Source organism: Pseudoalteromonas sp. SD03 (genome assembly GCF_040937955.1).
GTDB classification, from domain to species: Bacteria; Pseudomonadota; Gammaproteobacteria; order Enterobacterales; family Alteromonadaceae; genus Pseudoalteromonas; species Pseudoalteromonas tetraodonis.
On record NZ_CP162514.1, the window covers coordinates 3,494,863 to 3,513,559 of the forward strand.

The 18,697-nt window shown below is 41.9% G+C and carries 11 protein-coding genes, 3 rRNA genes and 1 pseudogene; 3 read left to right on the forward strand and 12 right to left on the reverse strand.

Annotation, left to right across the window (positions count from 1 at the left end; translation table 11 throughout):
* Window positions 1–528: a sugar O-acetyltransferase gene (locus ABZP26_RS16285; protein WP_368485177.1), complete on the forward strand. Its 528-nt coding sequence runs from the start codon at window positions 1–3 to the stop codon at window positions 526–528.
* Window positions 529–585: 57 nt separating this feature from the next.
* On the opposite strand, the gene ABZP26_RS16290 is transcribed toward ABZP26_RS16285, so the two are convergent.
* Together ABZP26_RS16290 and ABZP26_RS16295 are read right to left on the reverse strand one after the other, a co-directional pair.
* Entirely contained in the window at window positions 586–2,055 is a 1,470-nt protein-coding gene (locus tag ABZP26_RS16290; protein ID WP_096038886.1) for a tetratricopeptide repeat protein, read from the reverse strand.
* A 138-nt stretch (window positions 2,056–2,193) separates the two neighbouring features.
* Complete coding sequence (locus tag ABZP26_RS16295) at window positions 2,194–3,474, reverse strand: acyltransferase family protein (RefSeq protein ID WP_368485178.1); 1,281 nt, start codon at window positions 3,472–3,474, stop codon at window positions 2,194–2,196.
* Between the two features lie 181 nt (window positions 3,475–3,655).
* Between ABZP26_RS16295 and ABZP26_RS16300 the strand changes: the two genes are divergently transcribed.
* Window positions 3,656–4,519: a LytR/AlgR family response regulator transcription factor gene (locus ABZP26_RS16300; protein ID WP_368485626.1), complete on the forward strand. Its 864-nt coding sequence runs from the start codon at window positions 3,656–3,658 to the stop codon at window positions 4,517–4,519.
* 66 nt (window positions 4,520–4,585) lie between these two features.
* Window positions 4,586–5,857: a LysM peptidoglycan-binding domain-containing protein gene (locus ABZP26_RS16305; RefSeq protein WP_096038888.1), complete on the forward strand. Its 1,272-nt coding sequence runs from the start codon at window positions 4,586–4,588 to the stop codon at window positions 5,855–5,857.
* Between the two features lie 542 nt (window positions 5,858–6,399).
* On the opposite strand, the gene rrf is transcribed toward ABZP26_RS16305, so the two are convergent.
* The 10 genes and pseudogenes from rrf to atpG all read right to left on the reverse strand — a co-directional run bounded on the left by rrf (window position 6,400) and on the right by atpG (window position 18,689).
* Window positions 6,400–6,514: ribosomal RNA gene (gene rrf, locus ABZP26_RS16310) — 5S ribosomal RNA — on the reverse strand.
* Window positions 6,515–6,649: 135 nt separating this feature from the next.
* Window positions 6,650–9,536: ribosomal RNA gene (locus tag ABZP26_RS16315) — 23S ribosomal RNA — on the reverse strand.
* A 295-nt stretch (window positions 9,537–9,831) separates the two neighbouring features.
* Window positions 9,832–11,365 (reverse strand): 16S ribosomal RNA (locus tag ABZP26_RS16320).
* The 16S, 23S and 5S rRNA genes sit together here, the layout of an rRNA operon.
* 608 nt (window positions 11,366–11,973) lie before the next feature.
* A pseudogene (locus ABZP26_RS16325) lies at window positions 11,974–12,461 on the reverse strand (collagen-like protein); the annotation flags it as partial.
* 80 nt (window positions 12,462–12,541) lie between these two features.
* A complete protein-coding gene (locus ABZP26_RS16330; RefSeq protein ID WP_096038890.1) occupies window positions 12,542–13,147 on the reverse strand; it encodes a DUF1240 domain-containing protein in 606 nt (201 codons plus the stop codon).
* A gap of 124 nt (window positions 13,148–13,271) precedes the next feature.
* Window positions 13,272–13,859, reverse strand: a complete 588-nt coding sequence (locus ABZP26_RS16335; RefSeq protein WP_244186365.1) for a DUF1240 domain-containing protein — start codon at window positions 13,857–13,859, stop codon at window positions 13,272–13,274.
* Window positions 13,860–14,316: 457 nt separating this feature from the next.
* Complete coding sequence (glmU, locus tag ABZP26_RS16340; protein ID WP_096038891.1) at window positions 14,317–15,675, reverse strand: bifunctional UDP-N-acetylglucosamine diphosphorylase/glucosamine-1-phosphate N-acetyltransferase GlmU; 1,359 nt, start codon at window positions 15,673–15,675, stop codon at window positions 14,317–14,319.
* 298 nt (window positions 15,676–15,973) lie between these two features.
* A complete protein-coding gene (locus ABZP26_RS16345; protein ID WP_008464176.1) occupies window positions 15,974–16,396 on the reverse strand; it encodes a F0F1 ATP synthase subunit epsilon in 423 nt (140 codons plus the stop codon).
* 13 nt (window positions 16,397–16,409) lie between these two features.
* A complete protein-coding gene (gene atpD, locus ABZP26_RS16350) occupies window positions 16,410–17,795 on the reverse strand; it encodes a F0F1 ATP synthase subunit beta (protein ID WP_008464175.1) in 1,386 nt (461 codons plus the stop codon).
* Between the two features lie 33 nt (window positions 17,796–17,828).
* Window positions 17,829–18,689 (reverse strand): F0F1 ATP synthase subunit gamma, encoded by an 861-nt coding sequence (gene atpG / locus ABZP26_RS16355; protein WP_008464174.1) that lies wholly within the window; start codon window positions 18,687–18,689, stop codon window positions 17,829–17,831.
* Between the last annotated feature and the right edge of the window lie 8 nt (window positions 18,690–18,697).

The following is an 18,697-nucleotide window of genomic DNA, read 5'->3' on the forward strand; positions in this document are numbered from 1 at the left end:
ATGCAGTCATTTAATAATATTAGTAAAGAGAATCTAGCGCAGCGAAAAGCTGTGCACGAAATTTGCCGCTTATTTAATAAAAGCCCCAGTAAAGGTAATTTAAAGCGAATAAAAGAATTATGCTCACACTGTGGTGATGGAGTAATTATTAAAGCGGGCTTTCATTGTGACTATGGCAGTCAAATACAAATAGGTGATCGTACTTTTATAAACATTAACTGCACTATGTTGGATGCCCCTATTAGTGAGGGTGTAATTACCATTGGCAGTGATTGTTTAATTGGCCCGAACGTTCAACTATTAGCCGTATCTCATGCAGTTAATCCCATGGCGCGGCTCAATAAAGAAAACTTTGCAGCACCGATAACCATTGGCAATAACGTATGGATAGGCGCGGGGGTTATTGTGTTAGCTGGCGTTACCATTGGTGATAACGCTGTAGTAGGCGCAGGGTCGGTAGTAACCAAAGATGTGGCTGCGAACACTGTTGTTGCCGGTAACCCCGCGATAAAGCTCAAGGATATTTAACACGCTAAAGCCCGCCCTAAAGGTCGCCGTTTACGGCGATATTTAATTTATATTGAGCTAGCCTTTAATTCCTAATTCAACCCTTAATTGCTCAATATCTTTATGTTGCTCAAAATACTTCACAACAGCTTGAATCTGCTGTTGCTTTATGCCTTCAAAATTATCGGTTAGGTAATCTTTAATCTCACTAAAGTTCCACGTTAAGTCCGTCGCTGTTGGGATTTTGGTTAAGGCAGTAAACACCTCCTCAATCGTTTTATCGTTAAGTAAAAAACGAATAAACTGCATCACAGCTAAGTACTGTGGGTTATCTGAGTATTTTTCTGCTTGTGCAACACGAGTAAGAACCTGTTCTGGCGTTTCATAAAGTAAAGCCTGTTCAGCTATATTTGTTCTTGAGTTAGCTATAGTTTTTTGAATCTCTTCATTCGATGAGCCTTTGAACTGCTCAATCAAGGTTATAAAGCTGTTTAGTGCATCATCAAACTTCCCTTGCTGACCATAAGTAACGCCTTGGTTATACATCGCTCTAGCCACTTGAATTTGAAGCTCTTCATTCGATGAACCTTTGAACTGTTCAATCAAGGTTACGTAGCTGTTGAGCTCTTCATTTGGCTTACCTAGCCTCCCATAAGTAACGCCTTGGTTACCCATTGTAATGGCATAAAGCTTTGGCTCTTGTTCGCTGTCAACTAGCCCTAATACCTTATTCCAGGCATTGAGAGCCTCATTATATTCACTATTAGCGAACGCATTTATACCAGCTTTAAACCATTCTTGAGCTGTTTGATATACTTTCGGTTTATTATGTTTGGTAGCTGTATTGTCTTCTTTATTTCTTTTCGAGGTAACAACATCTTTGTTTTCTGCTAAGAGGGCGTCCCAAGCTTGTTGCTGTTCTTGCTTGACTTTTTCCAGCGCAGCCCTTGCCTCTGCTTCTAATTTCTCAGCTCGATCTTTTAGCTCAAGGCTCACCTCTTCAAGCTCAGTTTTGGTATTTGCGATTAATGTATCTTTATTCTCTAATAACCACTTTTCCATATGACTTTCTGAGGCTATATTAGCAGCCTGCTTGGCTTCGTATACCGCTCTGTTTTTTGCACTAAAACCGAGAGCGATTGCAGCAACCGTGATAATCAAACCAAAAATAGTCAATGCCAAGCCCCACATATTAGTATTACTTGCTATGTCAGAAATCCGCCCATCAACCCCATTCAACTGATTAGTTTGCAGCTTTTCTTGCGCTTCGAGTTTAGTTTGTAAGTTAGCAAGTTGAACTTTGAGTGTTTGCTGCGCCGCTTCTAAGGTCTTAATATCATTACCGAGTGATTTTTGTTGCTGTAGCTTTTCATCTAGTCGAACAAGCTGGCTTTGCATACTAAACAGTTGCTGATACATCAAATCTTGGCTATTGTGCGTATTAGCAATAATAGGAGCAGAATTTACAGGCGTTGAATTAGGTGTTGTTGTAGCAAAAGCTGCGTTAGTCAAACACCATAAAAATACAAATAGTAAGAAAAAACGCATCAATCATCCCTAAAATAAGTTTGCTTTGCCAAAGTTGTAGTTATAACCACATAGTAGCCTTTTAATCTAACCGAGTTTTGTAGCACATACCACTTAAAACCAAGTATTTATAAAATATTCTAAGCTATTTTTTTGATGCTAAATCAACCTAAATATCAGCGGGCTTACCAATATTAGTCCGCAACCAAAGCCCACTTTAACTTGCCATGCTTTATATTTACCTGTGACTTTAATCCCTAACATCGGGCTTAATAAGTCGATACGGCGCGCAGCAAGAAACACCAGCCAACAAATAATGAAAGTGAGGCTGAGTATAAGTAATGGCTCCACAAAACCACCTAATTGCAGCTTCGACAAATAAAAGGCAAGGCCAATAATCACACTTTGATGTAATAGATAAAAAGGGAATACTGCACAGTTTAATAAAGCCAGTTTAGGGTGATCGTGATTCAAAAAACGTTGTGCTAGTGCCAGCATTAACAACACGCCCATTAACCGTTGCGCAGTATACAGCATATCCATGTTGGTAATTTGCCATTGGCTAGCAGCAGGGTTTTGCCAAATCGTGTGATAACCCAGCACGACAACTAAATAACCTAAAATAAATACCACGAATAGCACTCGCCAATGGCGAAGTAGCTGGCTATAAAATGTAGGCTGCCAAGCAAATAAGTAACCATAAAGTAAGAACAGCGCGCCCATGGGGTATCTAAATGTGTCGCTCGGCCAGCTCAGTTTTAAAATACACAGCGGCAATAGCAATACAATAAAAATAGTAAATAACGAGCGCCCACATAAACGCGTGATTATTGTATGCACAGTAGCGTGATGAAGCAGCGGCATCGCTAGCACTAGCAATAAAGTAAATTGCCATAACGAACGCAAGTACCAAAGATGGTTTACATCGACATGAGGCCAAATCCCTGCTTGATAGTGATTAAATAAAGGGTTAGTTAAATTAAAGAACTGCTGGTAGAACTGCCAAAAGCTCATAGCTAAACCAACCTCTTGGCTCATTTGCGCATAAAGCTGAATAGGCACTATAAACCAAATGCCAAACAATAAAGGCAGTAATATTTTTACACTTCGCGTAGTTAAAAACATACCTAGACTAAAGCGCGCAACAATAAAGCGCAGCGCCACACCTGAAATAAACCAAATTAATCCCATCCGCCATGGCGACAATAAAAGCATGACGTTTTCAATACCGCTGGATAAGTACTGACTTTTAAAATGAAAGCCCCAATTTTCACTGTATAACATGCCGGCGTGGTAAAAAATTAATAAGCCAAAGGCAAGTACTCTCAGCCAATCTAAATCATAACGGCGAGATGGTAACTCTTCACCTTGATTAAATACATTTAACCATGGCTGCAATAGCTTACGTGTTGTGTTTTTAATTACTATTTTAAGTTTCATGATAGATTTAGCTTACGACTAATTAATAACAACTATGAACAACACTCTGCGTTAAGCAATCACAAAAGGCTGATAAAACAGTCAGTGGGGATAAGCGGTGGATATCAGGGATGATAAGTTTGGTGATCTATCACTATCTTGCTAGTCTAATGATGGTCTTTTAAGAGTTACAATAATAATGATCACTTTATCGCACTTTCAGCGCTACCAGAGATGGTATGCGGCATTATTTTTATCTAGTTATATTTTTATAAACAACACGATTAATGCCAGCTCAAATATTATGGAAGCCCAACGTGATGGCGCACTTCCTTTTATGATCTGGGAGCCCTTTGTGTGGGAATACTCGAGTGCTATTAGCACTTTATTATTGTTTCCGGCTTTAGTTTGGTTATTAAAAGCTAAGCCCTTTAATTGGCAAAAAATCTCTCATTCAATATTACTGTACTTAGTAGCGAGCATTGCTTTTTCGTTATTACATATTGGTATTATGGTCGCTATCCGCAAACTCATTTACACCGTGCAGGGTATGCAATATGACTTTGGGTTAGTATGGTTTGAGTTACTTTATGAATACCGCAAAGATTTGTGGGGATTCTTATTTTTGATTGTTGTTATTAAAACCTATCAATATGTCGTGAGCCAATTAACAGGTGAAGCAGCCCCGATCAGTCAAGGCGAAGATACTGCTGAACATGTAAACTTAGACAGGCTACTGGTAAAAAAGCTGGGAAAAGAATTTATTGTTCGCGTAGCAGAAGTAGATTGGCTTGAATCAAATGGCAATTATGTAAATCTACATATTGGCGCTCGAATTTACCCTTTTCGTGCAACCATGACACAACTTATAACTCAGTTAGAACCACAAGGATTTTGCCGCATTCACCGTTCTCATGCGGTTAGGTTAGACGCGGTTGAATCAATCACGCCATTAGCAAGTGGAGATAGTGAAGTAAAACTTACAACAGGAAAAATACTTAACTTATCGCGTCGCTATAAAGATCAATTTAAGGAACTGTTAAATTCAACTACAAGTCATTCTTAACTCACGCTATGTTAAGCTAACCTGCTTTAGGTTAGCCACATTCATTTTTTCGGAGTAGTTTAGTACGTGCCTTTAAATCGATTTATCCGCATTTTGCCATTAGTGTTAATTTTATCCGGTTGTGAAACCACACCCGAACAGCCATCTTCACAACCTGATATTAAAGCTAACCCGAATATTGTTGTTAAAGAACAAAACGAAAATATTGAGCAAATAGCTCCCTTAAGTCCTCAGAAACTCGATGATGTGTGGCAACGCATCCAAACGCAGCTTACATTTGCCAATTCTAGCCACCCAGATGTACAGCAACGTATTGCATGGTATTTATCGCACCCAAATTACATGGATGAAATTAGTCGCCGTGTTGAGCCTTATCTTTATTATATAGTCACAGAGGTTGAAAAGCGGAACTTACCCATAGAATTAGCATTAATGCCGCTAATTGAAAGTGACTTTGATGCCAGTGCCTATTCGCACAAGCATGCATCTGGACTTTGGCAATTAACGCCTGCCATTGCTAAATATTTTAAAGTGCAAATATCCTCTTGGTATGACGGACGTCAGGACGTAATAGACAGTACCCGAGCAGCGTTGGATTTTATGGAATATTTACACAGGCGCTTTGATGGTGATTGGTATCACGCTATAGCAGCCTATAACTTAGGTGAAGGTCGTGTACTTAGAGCAATTAGTAATAATAAAAAACAAGGCAAACCCACTGATTTTTTCAACTTAAAACTGCCCAAACAAACCAGTCAGTACGTGCCAAAATTACTAGCTGCGGCACAATTATTAAAAAGCCAAAAAATGGCTTTTCCTACAATTTCAAACAGCCCAACAATTGCAGTATTGCCTATTGATGACGCTGTTATTTTAGATAACCAAAAGCAATGGCAGCAACTTGAATTTTTAAACCATGGTGTGATCCGCTTTCCAGCAATTATTGATGCGCCCCACATTGTTGTTCCAGTTGCTGAACAAACACAATTTAAAGACATGCTCGCTAATCTTGATTCCAATGATTATAGTAAGTGGCAACACTACACAGTAAAACGTGGCGATAGCTTAAGTGTTATAGCGAAACGCTACAAAGTGGGTATTAGCCAACTCAAAGCGTTTAACGATCTAAAAAGTAACACCATTAGAATTGGCCAAAAGCTTGTGCTCCCTCAATTAGCCGATACCCAAATTGAACATCAGGTTAAATCGGGTGATAGCTTATGGAAAATTTCCAGTCACTACAAAGTCAGTATTACTAAACTAAAACAATGGAATAACCTTTCGAGCGACCATTTAAAAATAGGTAAAAAGCTTACTGTATTCTTATCTAATCGCTAACGACCTCGCTGATTATTAAATATATGGACTGATGAATTTATCAGCCCATATACCCTTCAAAAGACCTAATACCAACCCGCAATAATACTCAATCATTTTGCGGGGCTAAACGTGTCGCTATCTGTGTTAAAAAATTCTCATTTAGAACAACTAAATAGCGAATTTATTGCCTAGCTATCAACCCGTTTTTCCTGCCTCAAAATAGACCGCTTAATTAAGCGAATTGGTATAAATTTAGATTCGAGCTTGCACATATTTGGCGTCGGCGCGTTCCTTCGTAGTGACCACGCAGTAGAATATCGTAGTGCCCACAGCGGTAGAGAGCCACATAGCAAATACGACACTATCTTTGTGCCGATGCGGCCTTGTGTGAGGCTTGCCTTCGCGCTGTTTTGTTTGATGTATAGGAATACGAATGCCGTGAAGTACAGGATGTACGAGAGCGGCCACTAATGAGTTCGGCATGGGCTCTTGGTTTTTTTATTAAATCCCAAACAGCAAAAAACCCGCTACATCGCTGTAACGGGTTTCTCTTATTTGGAGCCTGGTAATGTCCTACTTTCACATAGCAAATGCTACACTATCATCGGCGCTGTTTCGTTTCACTACTGAGTTCGGCATGGGGTCAGGTGGGTCCAAAACGCTATTGTCACCAAGCAAATTTGGTGTAAGTTCGATTTAATCAAGCTTACTAAAATTTGGAATTCTGATAATAAAGAGTAATCAAGTAATCTACTTTAGTTATATTAACTTCTTCGCTTAAACTATCACATAAAACGCGTTTGGCGTTGTATGGTTAAGCCTCACGGGTAATTAGTACAAGTTAGCTTAATGGCTCACACCACTTCCACATCTTGCCTATCAACGTTGTAGTCTTCAACGGCCCTTCAGAGACTTTAAAAGTCTAGTGAGAACTCATCTCGAGGCCTGCTTCGCGCTTAGATGCTTTCAGCGCTTATCAGTTCCGAACGTAGCTACCGGGCAATGCCATTGGCATGACAACCCGAACACCAGCGGTTCGTTCACTCCGGTCCTCTCGTACTAGGAGCAACCCCTCTCAATTCTCAAACGCCCACGGCAGATAGGGACCGAACTGTCTCACGACGTTCTAAACCCAGCTCGCGTACCACTTTAAATGGCGAACAGCCATACCCTTGGGACCGACTTCAGCCCCAGGATGTGATGAGCCGACATCGAGGTGCCAAACACCGCCGTCGATATGAACTCTTGGGCGGTATCAGCCTGTTATCCCCGGAGTACCTTTTATCCGTTGAGCGATGGCCCTTCCATTCAGAACCACCGGATCACTATGACCTACTTTCGTACCTGCTCGACGTGTCTGTCTCGCAGTTAAGCTGGCTTCTACCATTACACTAACCGTACGATGTCCGACCGTACTTAGCCAACCTTCGTGCTCCTCCGTTACTCTTTGGGAGGAGACCGCCCCAGTCAAACTACCCACCAGGCACTGTCCGTAACCCCGATTCAGGGGCCAACGTTAGAACATCAAAACTACAAGGGTGGTATTTCAAGGACGACTCCACAAAAACTAGCGTCTCTGCTTCTAAGTCTCCCACCTATCCTACACATGTAGGTTCAATGTTCAGTGCCAAGCTGTAGTAAAGGTTCACGGGGTCTTTCCGTCTAGCCGCGGGTACACAGCATCTTCACTGCGATTTCAATTTCACTGAGTCTCGGGTGGAGACAGCGTGGCCATGGTTACACCATTCGTGCAGGTCGGAACTTACCCGACAAGGAATTTCGCTACCTTAGGACCGTTATAGTTACGGCCGCCGTTTACCGGGGCTTCGATCAAGAGCTTCTCCGAAGATAACCCCATCAATTAACCTTCCGGCACCGGGCAGGTGTCACACCGTATACGTCATCTTGCGATTTTGCACAGTGCTGTGTTTTTAATAAACAGTCCCAGCCACCTGGTCACTGCGGCTCCAATCAGCTTAAAGAGCAAGTCTCATCACCAATCGGAGCGTACCTTCTCCCGAAGTTACGGTACGATTTTGCCTAGTTCCTTCACCCGAGTTCTCTCAAGCGCCTTAGTATTCTCTACCTGACCACCTGTGTCGGTTTGGGGTACGATTCGGTATAATCTGAAGCTTAGAGGCTTTTCCTGGAAGTATGGCATCAGCAACTTCATCACCTTGGTGACTCGTCTCGTGTCTCAGCCTAACAGCAACCCGGATTTACCTAAGTCACTAGCCTACACACTTTCACATGGACTACCATCGCCATGCTTGCTTAGCCTGCTCCGTCCCCCCATCGCAATTATACCAAGTACGGAAATATTAATCCGTTTCCCATCGACTACGCCTTTCGGCCTCGCCTTAGGGGTCGACTTACCCTACCCTGATTAACATGGGATAGGAACCCTTGGTCTTCCGGCGTGCGGGTTTTTCACCCGCATTATCGTTACTCATGTCAGCATTCGCACTTCTGATACGTCCAGCATACCTCCCGGTACACCTTCAACCGCTTACAGAACGCTCCCCTACCACTCAAAATAAATTTTGAATCCGCAGCTTCGGTGCATAGTTTAGCCCCGTTACATCTTCCGCGCAGACCGACTCGACCAGTGAGCTATTACGCTTTCTTTAAAGGATGGCTGCTTCTAAGCCAACCTCCTGGCTGTCTGGGCCTTTCCACATCGTTTCCCACTTAACTATGACTTTGGGACCTTAGCTGGCGGTCTGGGTTGTTTCCCTCTTCACGACGGACGTTAGCACCCGCCGTGTGTCTCCCGGATATTACTTTACGGTATTCGGAGTTTGCAAAGGGTTGGTAAGTCGGGATGACCCCCTAGCCTTAACAGTGCTCTACCCCCGTAAGTATTCGTCCGAGGCTCTACCTAAATAGATTTCGGGGAGAACCAGCTATCTCCCGGTTTGATTAGCCTTTCACTCCTAACCACAGGTCATCCCCTAACTTTTCAACGTTAGTGGGTTCGGTCCTCCAGTTGATGTTACTCAACCTTCAACCTGCCCATGGCTAGATCACCGGGTTTCGGGTCTATACCTTGCAACTATTCGCCCAGTTAAGACTCGGTTTCCCTACGGCTACCCTAATCGGTTAACCTCGCTACAAAATATAAGTCGCTGACCCATTATACAAAAGGTACGCAGTCACCCAACAAGTGGGCTCCTACTGCTTGTACGTACACGGTTTCAGGTTCTATTTCACTCCCCTCACAGGGGTTCTTTTCGCCTTTCCCTCACGGTACTGGTTCACTATCGGTCAGTTGGGAGTATTTAGCCTTAGATGATGGTCCACCTATATTCAGTCAAAGTTTCACGTGCTCCGACCTACTCGATTTCACTTAAAATGCGTTTTCATGTACGGGACTATCACCCTGTATCGTGGCACTTTCCAGAGCCTTCCATTAACACATAATAAGCTTAAGGGCTGTTCCGATTTCGCTCGCCGCTACTATCGGAATCTCGGTTGATTTCTTTTCCTACGGGTACTTAGATGTTTCAGTTCTCCGCGTTCGCCTCGTTAACCTATGTATTCAGTTAACGATACCTGCAAGCAGGTGGGTTTCCCCATTCGGAAATCCTAGTCTCAAGTGCTTTTTACTAGCTTGACTAGGCTTATCGCAAGTTAATACGTCCTTCATCGCCTCCAACTGCCAAGGCATCCACCGTGTACGCTTAGTCACTTAACCATACAACCCAAACGGGTCTTTGTTTTGTGACAGTTTAACTTCGCCAGAAGTTAATATTGAATACTAAAGTAGATACCAATCAACAAACGTTAAACGTTTATTAAATGGCACTGAATGATACTGCTATCATTCTTTTTTACTTTTGAAAACTCTGTACAAATACAATGTATTCATACGAATTTTATTATCAGCTTTTCCAAATTTTTAAAGAGCATATTAATTAGTAAACCCAAAGGGTAAAACTAACTAACAATCATCTGTGTGGACACTACGAACAAATAAGTTCTAAATCGTATAAGGAGGTGATCCAGCCCCAGGTTCCCCTAGGGCTACCTTGTTACGACTTCACCCCAGTCATGAATCACTCCGTGGTAAACGTCCTCCCGAGGGTTAGACTATCTACTTCTGGAGCAACCCACTCCCATGGTGTGACGGGCGGTGTGTACAAGGCCCGGGAACGTATTCACCGCGTCATTCTGATACGCGATTACTAGCGATTCCGACTTCATGGAGTCGAGTTGCAGACTCCAATCCGGACTACGACGCACTTTAAGTGATTCGCTTACTCTCGCGAGTTCGCAGCACTCTGTATGCGCCATTGTAGCACGTGTGTAGCCCTACACGTAAGGGCCATGATGACTTGACGTCGTCCCCACCTTCCTCCGGTTTATCACCGGCAGTCTCCTTAGAGTTCTCAGCATTACCTGCTAGCAACTAAGGATAGGGGTTGCGCTCGTTGCGGGACTTAACCCAACATCTCACAACACGAGCTGACGACAGCCATGCAGCACCTGTATCAGAGTTCCCGAAGGCACCAAACTATCTCTAGTAAGTTCTCTGTATGTCAAGTGTAGGTAAGGTTCTTCGCGTTGCATCGAATTAAACCACATGCTCCACCGCTTGTGCGGGCCCCCGTCAATTCATTTGAGTTTTAACCTTGCGGCCGTACTCCCCAGGCGGTCTACTTAATGCGTTAGCTTTGAAAAACAGAACCGAGGTTCCGAGCTTCTAGTAGACATCGTTTACGGCGTGGACTACCAGGGTATCTAATCCTGTTTGCTCCCCACGCTTTCGTACATGAGCGTCAGTGTTGACCCAGGTGGCTGCCTTCGCCATCGGTATTCCTTCAGATCTCTACGCATTTCACCGCTACACCTGAAATTCTACCACCCTCTATCACACTCTAGTTTGCCAGTTCGAAATGCAGTTCCCAGGTTGAGCCCGGGGCTTTCACATCTCGCTTAACAAACCGCCTGCGTACGCTTTACGCCCAGTAATTCCGATTAACGCTCGCACCCTCCGTATTACCGCGGCTGCTGGCACGGAGTTAGCCGGTGCTTCTTCTGTCAGTAACGTCACAGCTAGCAGGTATTAACTACTAACCTTTCCTCCTGACTGAAAGTGCTTTACAACCCGAAGGCCTTCTTCACACACGCGGCATGGCTGCATCAGGCTTGCGCCCATTGTGCAATATTCCCCACTGCTGCCTCCCGTAGGAGTCTGGGCCGTGTCTCAGTCCCAGTGTGGCTGATCATCCTCTCAAACCAGCTAGGGATCGTCGCCTTGGTGAGCCATTACCTCACCAACTAGCTAATCCCACTTGGGCCAATCTAAAGGCGAGAGCCGAAGCCCCCTTTGGTCCGTAGACATTATGCGGTATTAGCAGTCGTTTCCAACTGTTGTCCCCCACCTCAAGGCATGTTCCCAAGCATTACTCACCCGTCCGCCGCTCGTCATCTTCTAGCAAGCTAGAAATGTTACCGCTCGACTTGCATGTGTTAGGCCTGCCGCCAGCGTTCAATCTGAGCCATGATCAAACTCTTCAATTAAAAAGTTTTATGTCTTTCGACAGCTCAATGAATTCTGAATTTATTTAATATCTTTCGATATTGAATTGACTGTGCTGAATAACTACCTAAGTAATTATTCTGTTGGTCACTCAGTTTCGATTGAGACTCTAAATTTGTTTGCCTCACTACCTAAGTAGCTTGGCTGTTAGAACTCAATCTGTACGAGTGCCCACACAGATGATTGCTTTATATTGTTAAAGAACGTTGCGATTAAAGCGTTTAACTTTATCTCGCCAGGGCTGCGCATATTACGCCTTCCTATTTTTTTGTCAACACTTAATTTTTAGTTTCTTTTAAAAGATTTAAAAGCTAAGTTTTACTCGACTCACTTACCGTTTGTTCAGCGCTTTTCATTGCTGCCTGCCGGGTCAGTGGATGCGCATTATAGGGATATTCTGGAGAGGGTCAATGCTTTATTTCAGTTTTATTAAATTAATTTCAATTTAGTACAATAACCATACAAAAAAAGGGCTACAGGGCTGTTTTTGATTAAAAAGCATTCACATAAGGCATGATTATTGAGAGGGGAGGAAGTAAAAGCGATTTATAGATAACCGCTACATCGCTTTTACTTAAAACTTTACTAATTACTGAGTTGTTATTTCCCATACGGCAATTGAGCCTGAGATTTCATTACCGACTATAAGCAGTGCTTCGTTTGTTGCACTTTGCGCTGCAGGAACAAATGTAATTCCTTCAGGAGCAAGGTCGCCACTTATATCTGCACTTGGTTCTAAACCACGATTATAGAAGTAATCTTGAAATTTCACATTGTAAGGTTGGTTATATCAAACACCATTATTGCGCCCATACGCTCTAAGCCAACAAAAGCAAACAACCTATCGCCAACCTTACCTAATGTTAGCGCTTCGGGTTCCGCCCCTTTATCATCTGAGCGAGTATCGCCTTTGTTTTCATCTTCGTTATTATTGAATGCATTGCCATGAGCAGAAGCGGTTACTCGTGCAATTTGATCGCCTGAGTCAAACACCACCAGCCCATTGCTATCCCAAATGGTAAATGAGCGTGCGCCATAGACATAAAGCGATTCGTATTGGCCGTCGTTATTCGAGTTGTAGCTAGGCAATAAAAAAGCGAGTTATAAAACTCGCTTTAATAGGGCTTGGCCTGTTACTCATTAAAACGGACTGGCCGCTACATATTATTTATATAATCATCGCGCATTTTTCGAGTTATTTTTATAAACTCTTTTAACTCATCAACGGAAGGTTCAATACCTTGTTGGTTTTTCTGTTCAAACCAATCGGTAACATCACTGATTATGACGGAACCACCCTGTAGGCATAATTCATCATTTTTTAGCCAAACATCGGGACCTCTTAATGATGGACTGGTATACCAATTACAAAAGCTATATCCCTCGAGTGTTAATTTAGACTCAATATAAAAACTATTAGCAATAGATAAAATTATATATAAAGGTATTGCGCGCAGCATAAGCTTTACCATTAACCTTATTGTTTTTTCATTGCGGAAGTTCAATACTTTTTGTAAACCTGCAATTGTCATTAAAACAGGAAATGGAGCCATTACTATTATCGGAGCCAACAAGCCGCTTTCTCGAATATAATAAAGCGACTCATCAAAATAAACATTTTCAACAAACCCATAATAAGAGAAATAAAATAAAGCAATTGTAAATAATATAAAAGCAAACAGGCCTATCACAACAGTTAATTTATGCTCGAAGCTTTGTTCTGTAAAACGTTCCTCGGATTTTTCCCATTCTAAAATAGGCATTGTTTATAGCTCATTTTTATTAGGGTGAAATTTACCTCTGGAAGCCAGAAGAATCCTTTTATAAAATTATTTAGCTTATCTGGTTATTTTAAATAAAAATGACAGCAGCAATTTTGAGTTAATTTTAACGATTATACTCTGCTCTAGTTTCTTGTATAAAAACTTCAAGTTCATTAAGTGTTGGCTCAATTCTTTTTTCATTATGCATTTCAAACCAATCATAAATATCACTAGTGATTACAGAACCATCTTGTAAGCATAACTCATCGTTTTTCAACCAAACATCAGGGGCACGAACTGAAGGTTGTGTATACCAATTACAATAAGTATAGCCATTGCTTTTTATATATGACTCTACATACAAGTTAAAGGGGATTACTAGCAAAAAAAATAAAGATAATGCAATAAACAACCCTTTAACAAAACCTGCCATTAAGTATTCAGATTTATAATTTAATAACTTCTGAATAGAAGCTAAAAAAAATAAAGAAAAAGGGAAAAAGAAAAAAAGTAAAAGAACCTTTCCACTTTTTTCTTTAATAAAAGAACTAGACCCAACATCTTCCAGTAAACTAATTTCTGATATGACGGTATAAATTAGAGCAAAGCAAAGAATGCAAATTACGATAGGCCCTAACAAATTTATACATAATTCTTTAAAAGCGAAGTTTCTATCACTCTCACTTACTTTTTCCCATTTAAATATTTTCATAATATTTTTATGCTCGGAACCCCAAATAATGTACCGAATACTCCATAAGAATCTTCACTCAGTGCTTTATTAAAATCTTCTCTTTTACTATTAATAAAAATAGACTTTTCTTTTAATTTGTTTTCAATCTTAACAAGCTGGAGAGCTAAAAACTCCGAGTACTCAGATGTATCTGAAAAAAGTACGTAAAAAGAAGTCCAACCGTCACAACTATAGCTAAAGGTAAAATAGTTGAGTTTATTTGAATTAAAATAAGACTATTACTGATAGAACACTTCTTAACTGGCTTTCGAGTTGTCTTTCAACAATTGCCCGGCGAGCATAAGCTGACATGTAGCACCCTCCTTGAGTTATATTTTAATCCGTCATTGAATAATCTAATTAATTAAGAATATTTAGGCAATAAAAAAGCGAGTTATAAAACTCGCTTTAAATATTTAATAAGTAATGGTCATTACTATTTTTTAACTGGGCGTTTCCAACCATCTAAATTGCGTTGCTTGCCACGTGCTACGGCTAACTGATCATCCGCGACGGTATTGGTAATAACAGAACCTGCACCTACAGTTGCTGTAGCACCAATATTTACAGGAGCAACCAGTGATGAGTTAGAGCCAATAAAGGCATTATCGCCAATAATGGTTTTCGCTTTATTCACACCATCGTAGTTACAGGTAATCGTGCCTGCGCCAATATTCACTTTCTCGCCAATTTCAGCATCACCTAAGTAACTTAAGTGGTTTGCTTTAGAGCCTTTACCTAAACGGGTTTTTTTCATTTCGACAAAGTTGCCAATGTGAGAGTCTTCTTCCATTATTGCACCTGGGCGAAGGCGGGCGTATGGACCGAGTGTACATTTAGCCGCAACTGATGCATCTTCAATCAATGTATTGGCTTTAATAACAACATTATCGCCGATGCTACAGTTTTTAAGTACGCAGTTAGGGCCAATTTGTACGTTATTACCTAAGGTTACTGTACCTTCAAAAATAACGTTGATATCTATGAGGACATCTTCACCTGTTTTAACGTCGCCACGTACATCTATGCGAGCAGGGTCGGCAAGAGTTGCACCATTTAGCATCAGCTCTTCTGCTTGCCATGCTTGATAAGCACGCTCTAATCCTGCAAGTTGTACGCGGTTATTTGCACCTTCAACTTCCATTGGGTGATCTGGTTGTGCTGATGTAATTTCTACACCTTCACTGTGCGCCATAGCGACTATATCTGTTAGGTAGTATTCGCCTTGGGCATTATTGTTAGACAAATTACCTAACCATGTTTTTAAAAGCTTACCATTTACCGCCATAATGCCGGTGTTTACTTCGTTAATAAGTAACTGCTCTGCATTGGCATCTTTTTGTTCAACAATACCCACTAGCTTGCCATCAACACGTAGCATACGCCCATAACCATTTGGGTTTGCTAGATTAACGGTTAATACTGCTAAGCCATTTTTAGGTGTTGCTGCTAATAAACGTTCAAGTGTCGATTGCTTAGTTAAAGGTACGTCACCGTATAAAACCAGTACGGTATCGTCGTCGTTAATATGAGGGTTTGCTTGTGCCACTGCGTGGCCTGTACCTAGCTGCTCAGCTTGCAGTACCCAATTTACGTTATTATCGGCTAATTGTTGTTGTAATAGTTCGCCGCCATGACCATAAACTAAGTTAGTCGATGTAGCACCTAGCGCGTTGGCATTATCGATAACGTGTTGCACCATAGGTTTACCTGCCACTTTATGCAGTACCTTAGGAAGAGCAGAGCGCATACGAGTACCTTTACCCGCTGCAAGAATAACCGTTGTTAAAGACATTAAAACAATTTCCTTTTTCCGTTGTTTTAGCTTAATAGAATAAGTGTGCTGCATAGTAGATTACGTAAGTCACATCATGTGCAAATACTCAGTAGGCTAAGCAATGACTACTGAATCTTAACTTAAGCAAAGTAACACCTAATAGAATAGGGTTATTGTAGCGAGGATCGCGTGCAGATATAAGTAATAATGATGAGATATTAGCCATAACGATCAATTTATTTACAGATAGGCTGAAGTAGTTAGTTAGTGGCACAAAAAAGCCCACATAAAGTGGGCTTTTAAAAACCAGATAGGCTTACTTTTTACGTAATTGCTGAATAATGCGTAGCTGAGCAATTGCTTCAGCTAGTTGCATTGCTGCTTGATTGTAATCAAGTTCAGCAGATGCGCCTTTTGCCATTTGGGCTTCAGCGTCACGCTTAGCTTGCTCTGCAGCTTTCTCGTCCAGGTCTTCACCACGAACAGCTGTATCAGCAAGTACGGTCACTATGTTCGGTTGAACTTCTAGTGTACCGCCAGCAATATAGATGAGTTCTTCTTCACCAAATTGCTTAACTAAACGTACCATACCAGGTTTAAGGGCAGTTAGTAGTGGGGCGTGACCGGCGTTAACACCTAACTCACCTTCACTACCAGATACTTGAATAGATTCTACTAAACCAGAAAATAATTTCTCTTCAGCACTTACTACATCAAGATGTACAGTCATAGCTGCCATACTACCCTCCTAATTACATGCTTTTGGCTTTTTCTTGAGCTTCTTCGATAGAGCCAACCATGTAGAACGCTTGCTCTGGCATATCATCAAACTCACCGTTTAAGATACCTTTGAAGCCTGCAATTGTGTCTTTAAGTGAAACGTATTTACCTGGCGCACCTGTAAATACCTCTGCCACGAAGAATGGCTGAGATAGGAAACGCTGGATTTTACGTGCACGAGATACAAGTTGCTTATCTTCGTCAGAAAGCTCGTCCATACCTAGAATCGCGATGATGTCTTTAAGCTCTTTGTAACGCTGAAGAACTGTTTGAACGCCGCGCGCTATACCGTAGTGCTCTTCACCGATTACTTGTGGATCAAGCTGACGTGAAGATGAATCAAGAGGGTCTACCGCTGGGTAGATACCTAGTGATGCGATATCACGTGAAAGTACCACTGTTGCATCTAAGTGAGCAAACGTTGTTGCTGGAGATGGATCCGTTAAATCATCCGCAGGTACGTATACCGCTTGGATTGAAGTAATTGAACCCGTCTTAGTAGATGCGATACGCTCTTGAAGTACACCCATTTCTTCAGCAAGTGTAGGCTGGTAACCTACCGCTGATGGCATACGACCAAGAAGTGCTGATACTTCTGTACCCGCAAGTGTGTAACGGTAGATGTTATCTACGAAGAAAAGTACGTCACGACCTTCGTCACGGAACTTCTCAGCCATAGTAAGACCTGTTAACGCTACGCGTAAACGGTTACCCGGTGGCTCGTTCATCTGACCGTATACAAGCGATACTTTATCAAGTACGTTTGAATCGTTCATTTCATGGTAGAAATCGTTACCCTCACGAGTACGCTCACCAACACCTGCGAATACTGAGTAACCGCTGTGCTCGATTGCGATGTTACGGATAAGTTCCATCATGTTTACGGTTTTACCAACACCGGCACCACCGAATAAACCAACTTTACCACCTTTAGCGAATGGACATACAAGGTCGATTACCTTGATACCCGTTTCTAAAAGTTCTACTGAGCTTGATTGCTCTTCGTAAGTAGGTGCTGCACGGTGGATAGACATACGCTCGTCTTCACCGATTGGACCTGCTTCATCAATTGGCTCACCAAGTACGTTCATGATACGACCTAGGGTCTTAGTACCAACTGGAACTTGAATTGCTTCGCCTGTGTTTGCTACTGCAGCACCACGACGTAAACCGTCTGTAGTACCTAGTGCGATAGTACGTACCACACCGCCACCTAGCTGCTGTTGAACTTCTAAAGTCAAACCAGCTAAATCGCCATCTGTTACTTTTAGCGCGTCATATACGGCTGGCACGCTGTCTTGTGGAAATTCGATATCCACAACGGCGCCGATAATTTGGACGACCTTACCTAAACTCATGTCTATTCCTCTCGTTAATCTTTGCCTGAAGCATTAAACTGCTGCTGAACCAGAACAAATCTCACTAATTTCTTGTGTGATTGCTGCTTGGCGAGCTTTGTTATATACAAGCTGTAACTCATCCATAAGGTCACCGGCATTATCAGTTGCAGCTTTCATTGCAACCATGCGGGCAGCCTGTTCAGAGGCAGCGTTTTCAACTACACCTTGGTATACTTGAGACTCAATGAAACGTACTAACAAAGACTCTAAAATAGCCTCTGGGTTTGGTTCATATAAGTAATCCCACGCATGTGTAGATACTTCTTCTTCAGCTTTTGGCAAAGGGAGTAACTGATCTACTATTGGCTCTTGCTTCATGGTATTAACAAAGTTGTTATATACCAGGAATAAACGGTCAATTTTACCTTCAGAGAATGCATCTAGCATTATTTTTACTGGACCAATTACGTCCTGTACTGAAGGCTTATCTCCAAGACCTGCTTTTTTAGCAAGTACTTGACCACCAAAACGTTGAAAGAAGCCAGCTGCTTTACTACCTAAAGTAGCAAAATCAGCATCTACGCCTTTTTCTTTCCACGCTTTAATCTCTAATGCGACTTTTTTAAACTCGTTTGAGTTTAAACCGCCACACAGACCACGGTCAGTAGAGATAACAATATAACCAACTCGTTTTACTTCACGTTCTTCTAAGAACGGGTGAGTAAAATCAAGATTTGCTTGAGCAACACGACCAATCACTTTACGTAATTTTTCAGCGTATGGACGGCTTGAAGCCACTCGTTCTTGCGCCTTTTTCATTTTAGACGCAGCAACCATTTCCATTGCGCTAGTGATCTTTTGAGTATTTTTAATACTGCCGATCTTGCTTTTAATCTCTTTTCCGCTGGCCATGACTCTCT

What these genes read in the sequence shown, in the direction of transcription:
- atpG (WP_008464174.1), bottom strand. Translation starts at nt 18,689, where the DNA reads ATGGCCAGCGGAAAAGAGATTAAAAGCAAGATCGGCAGTATTAAAAAT.
- ABZP26_RS16290 (WP_096038886.1), bottom strand. Translation starts at nt 2,055, where the DNA reads ATGCGTTTTTTCTTACTATTTGTATTTTTATGGTGTTTGACTAACGCA.
- ABZP26_RS16330 (WP_096038890.1), bottom strand. Translation starts at nt 13,147, where the DNA reads ATGCCTATTTTAGAATGGGAAAAATCCGAGGAACGTTTTACAGAACAA.
- atpD (WP_008464175.1), bottom strand. Translation starts at nt 17,795, where the DNA reads ATGAGTTTAGGTAAGGTCGTCCAAATTATCGGCGCCGTTGTGGATATC.
- glmU (WP_096038891.1), bottom strand. Translation starts at nt 15,675, where the DNA reads ATGTCTTTAACAACGGTTATTCTTGCAGCGGGTAAAGGTACTCGTATG.
- ABZP26_RS16285 (WP_368485177.1), top strand. Translation starts at nt 1, where the DNA reads ATGCAGTCATTTAATAATATTAGTAAAGAGAATCTAGCGCAGCGAAAA.
- ABZP26_RS16295 (WP_368485178.1), bottom strand. Translation starts at nt 3,474, where the DNA reads ATGAAACTTAAAATAGTAATTAAAAACACAACACGTAAGCTATTGCAG.
- ABZP26_RS16345 (WP_008464176.1), bottom strand. Translation starts at nt 16,396, where the DNA reads ATGGCAGCTATGACTGTACATCTTGATGTAGTAAGTGCTGAAGAGAAA.
- ABZP26_RS16335 (WP_244186365.1), bottom strand. Translation starts at nt 13,859, where the DNA reads ATGAAAATATTTAAATGGGAAAAAGTAAGTGAGAGTGATAGAAACTTC.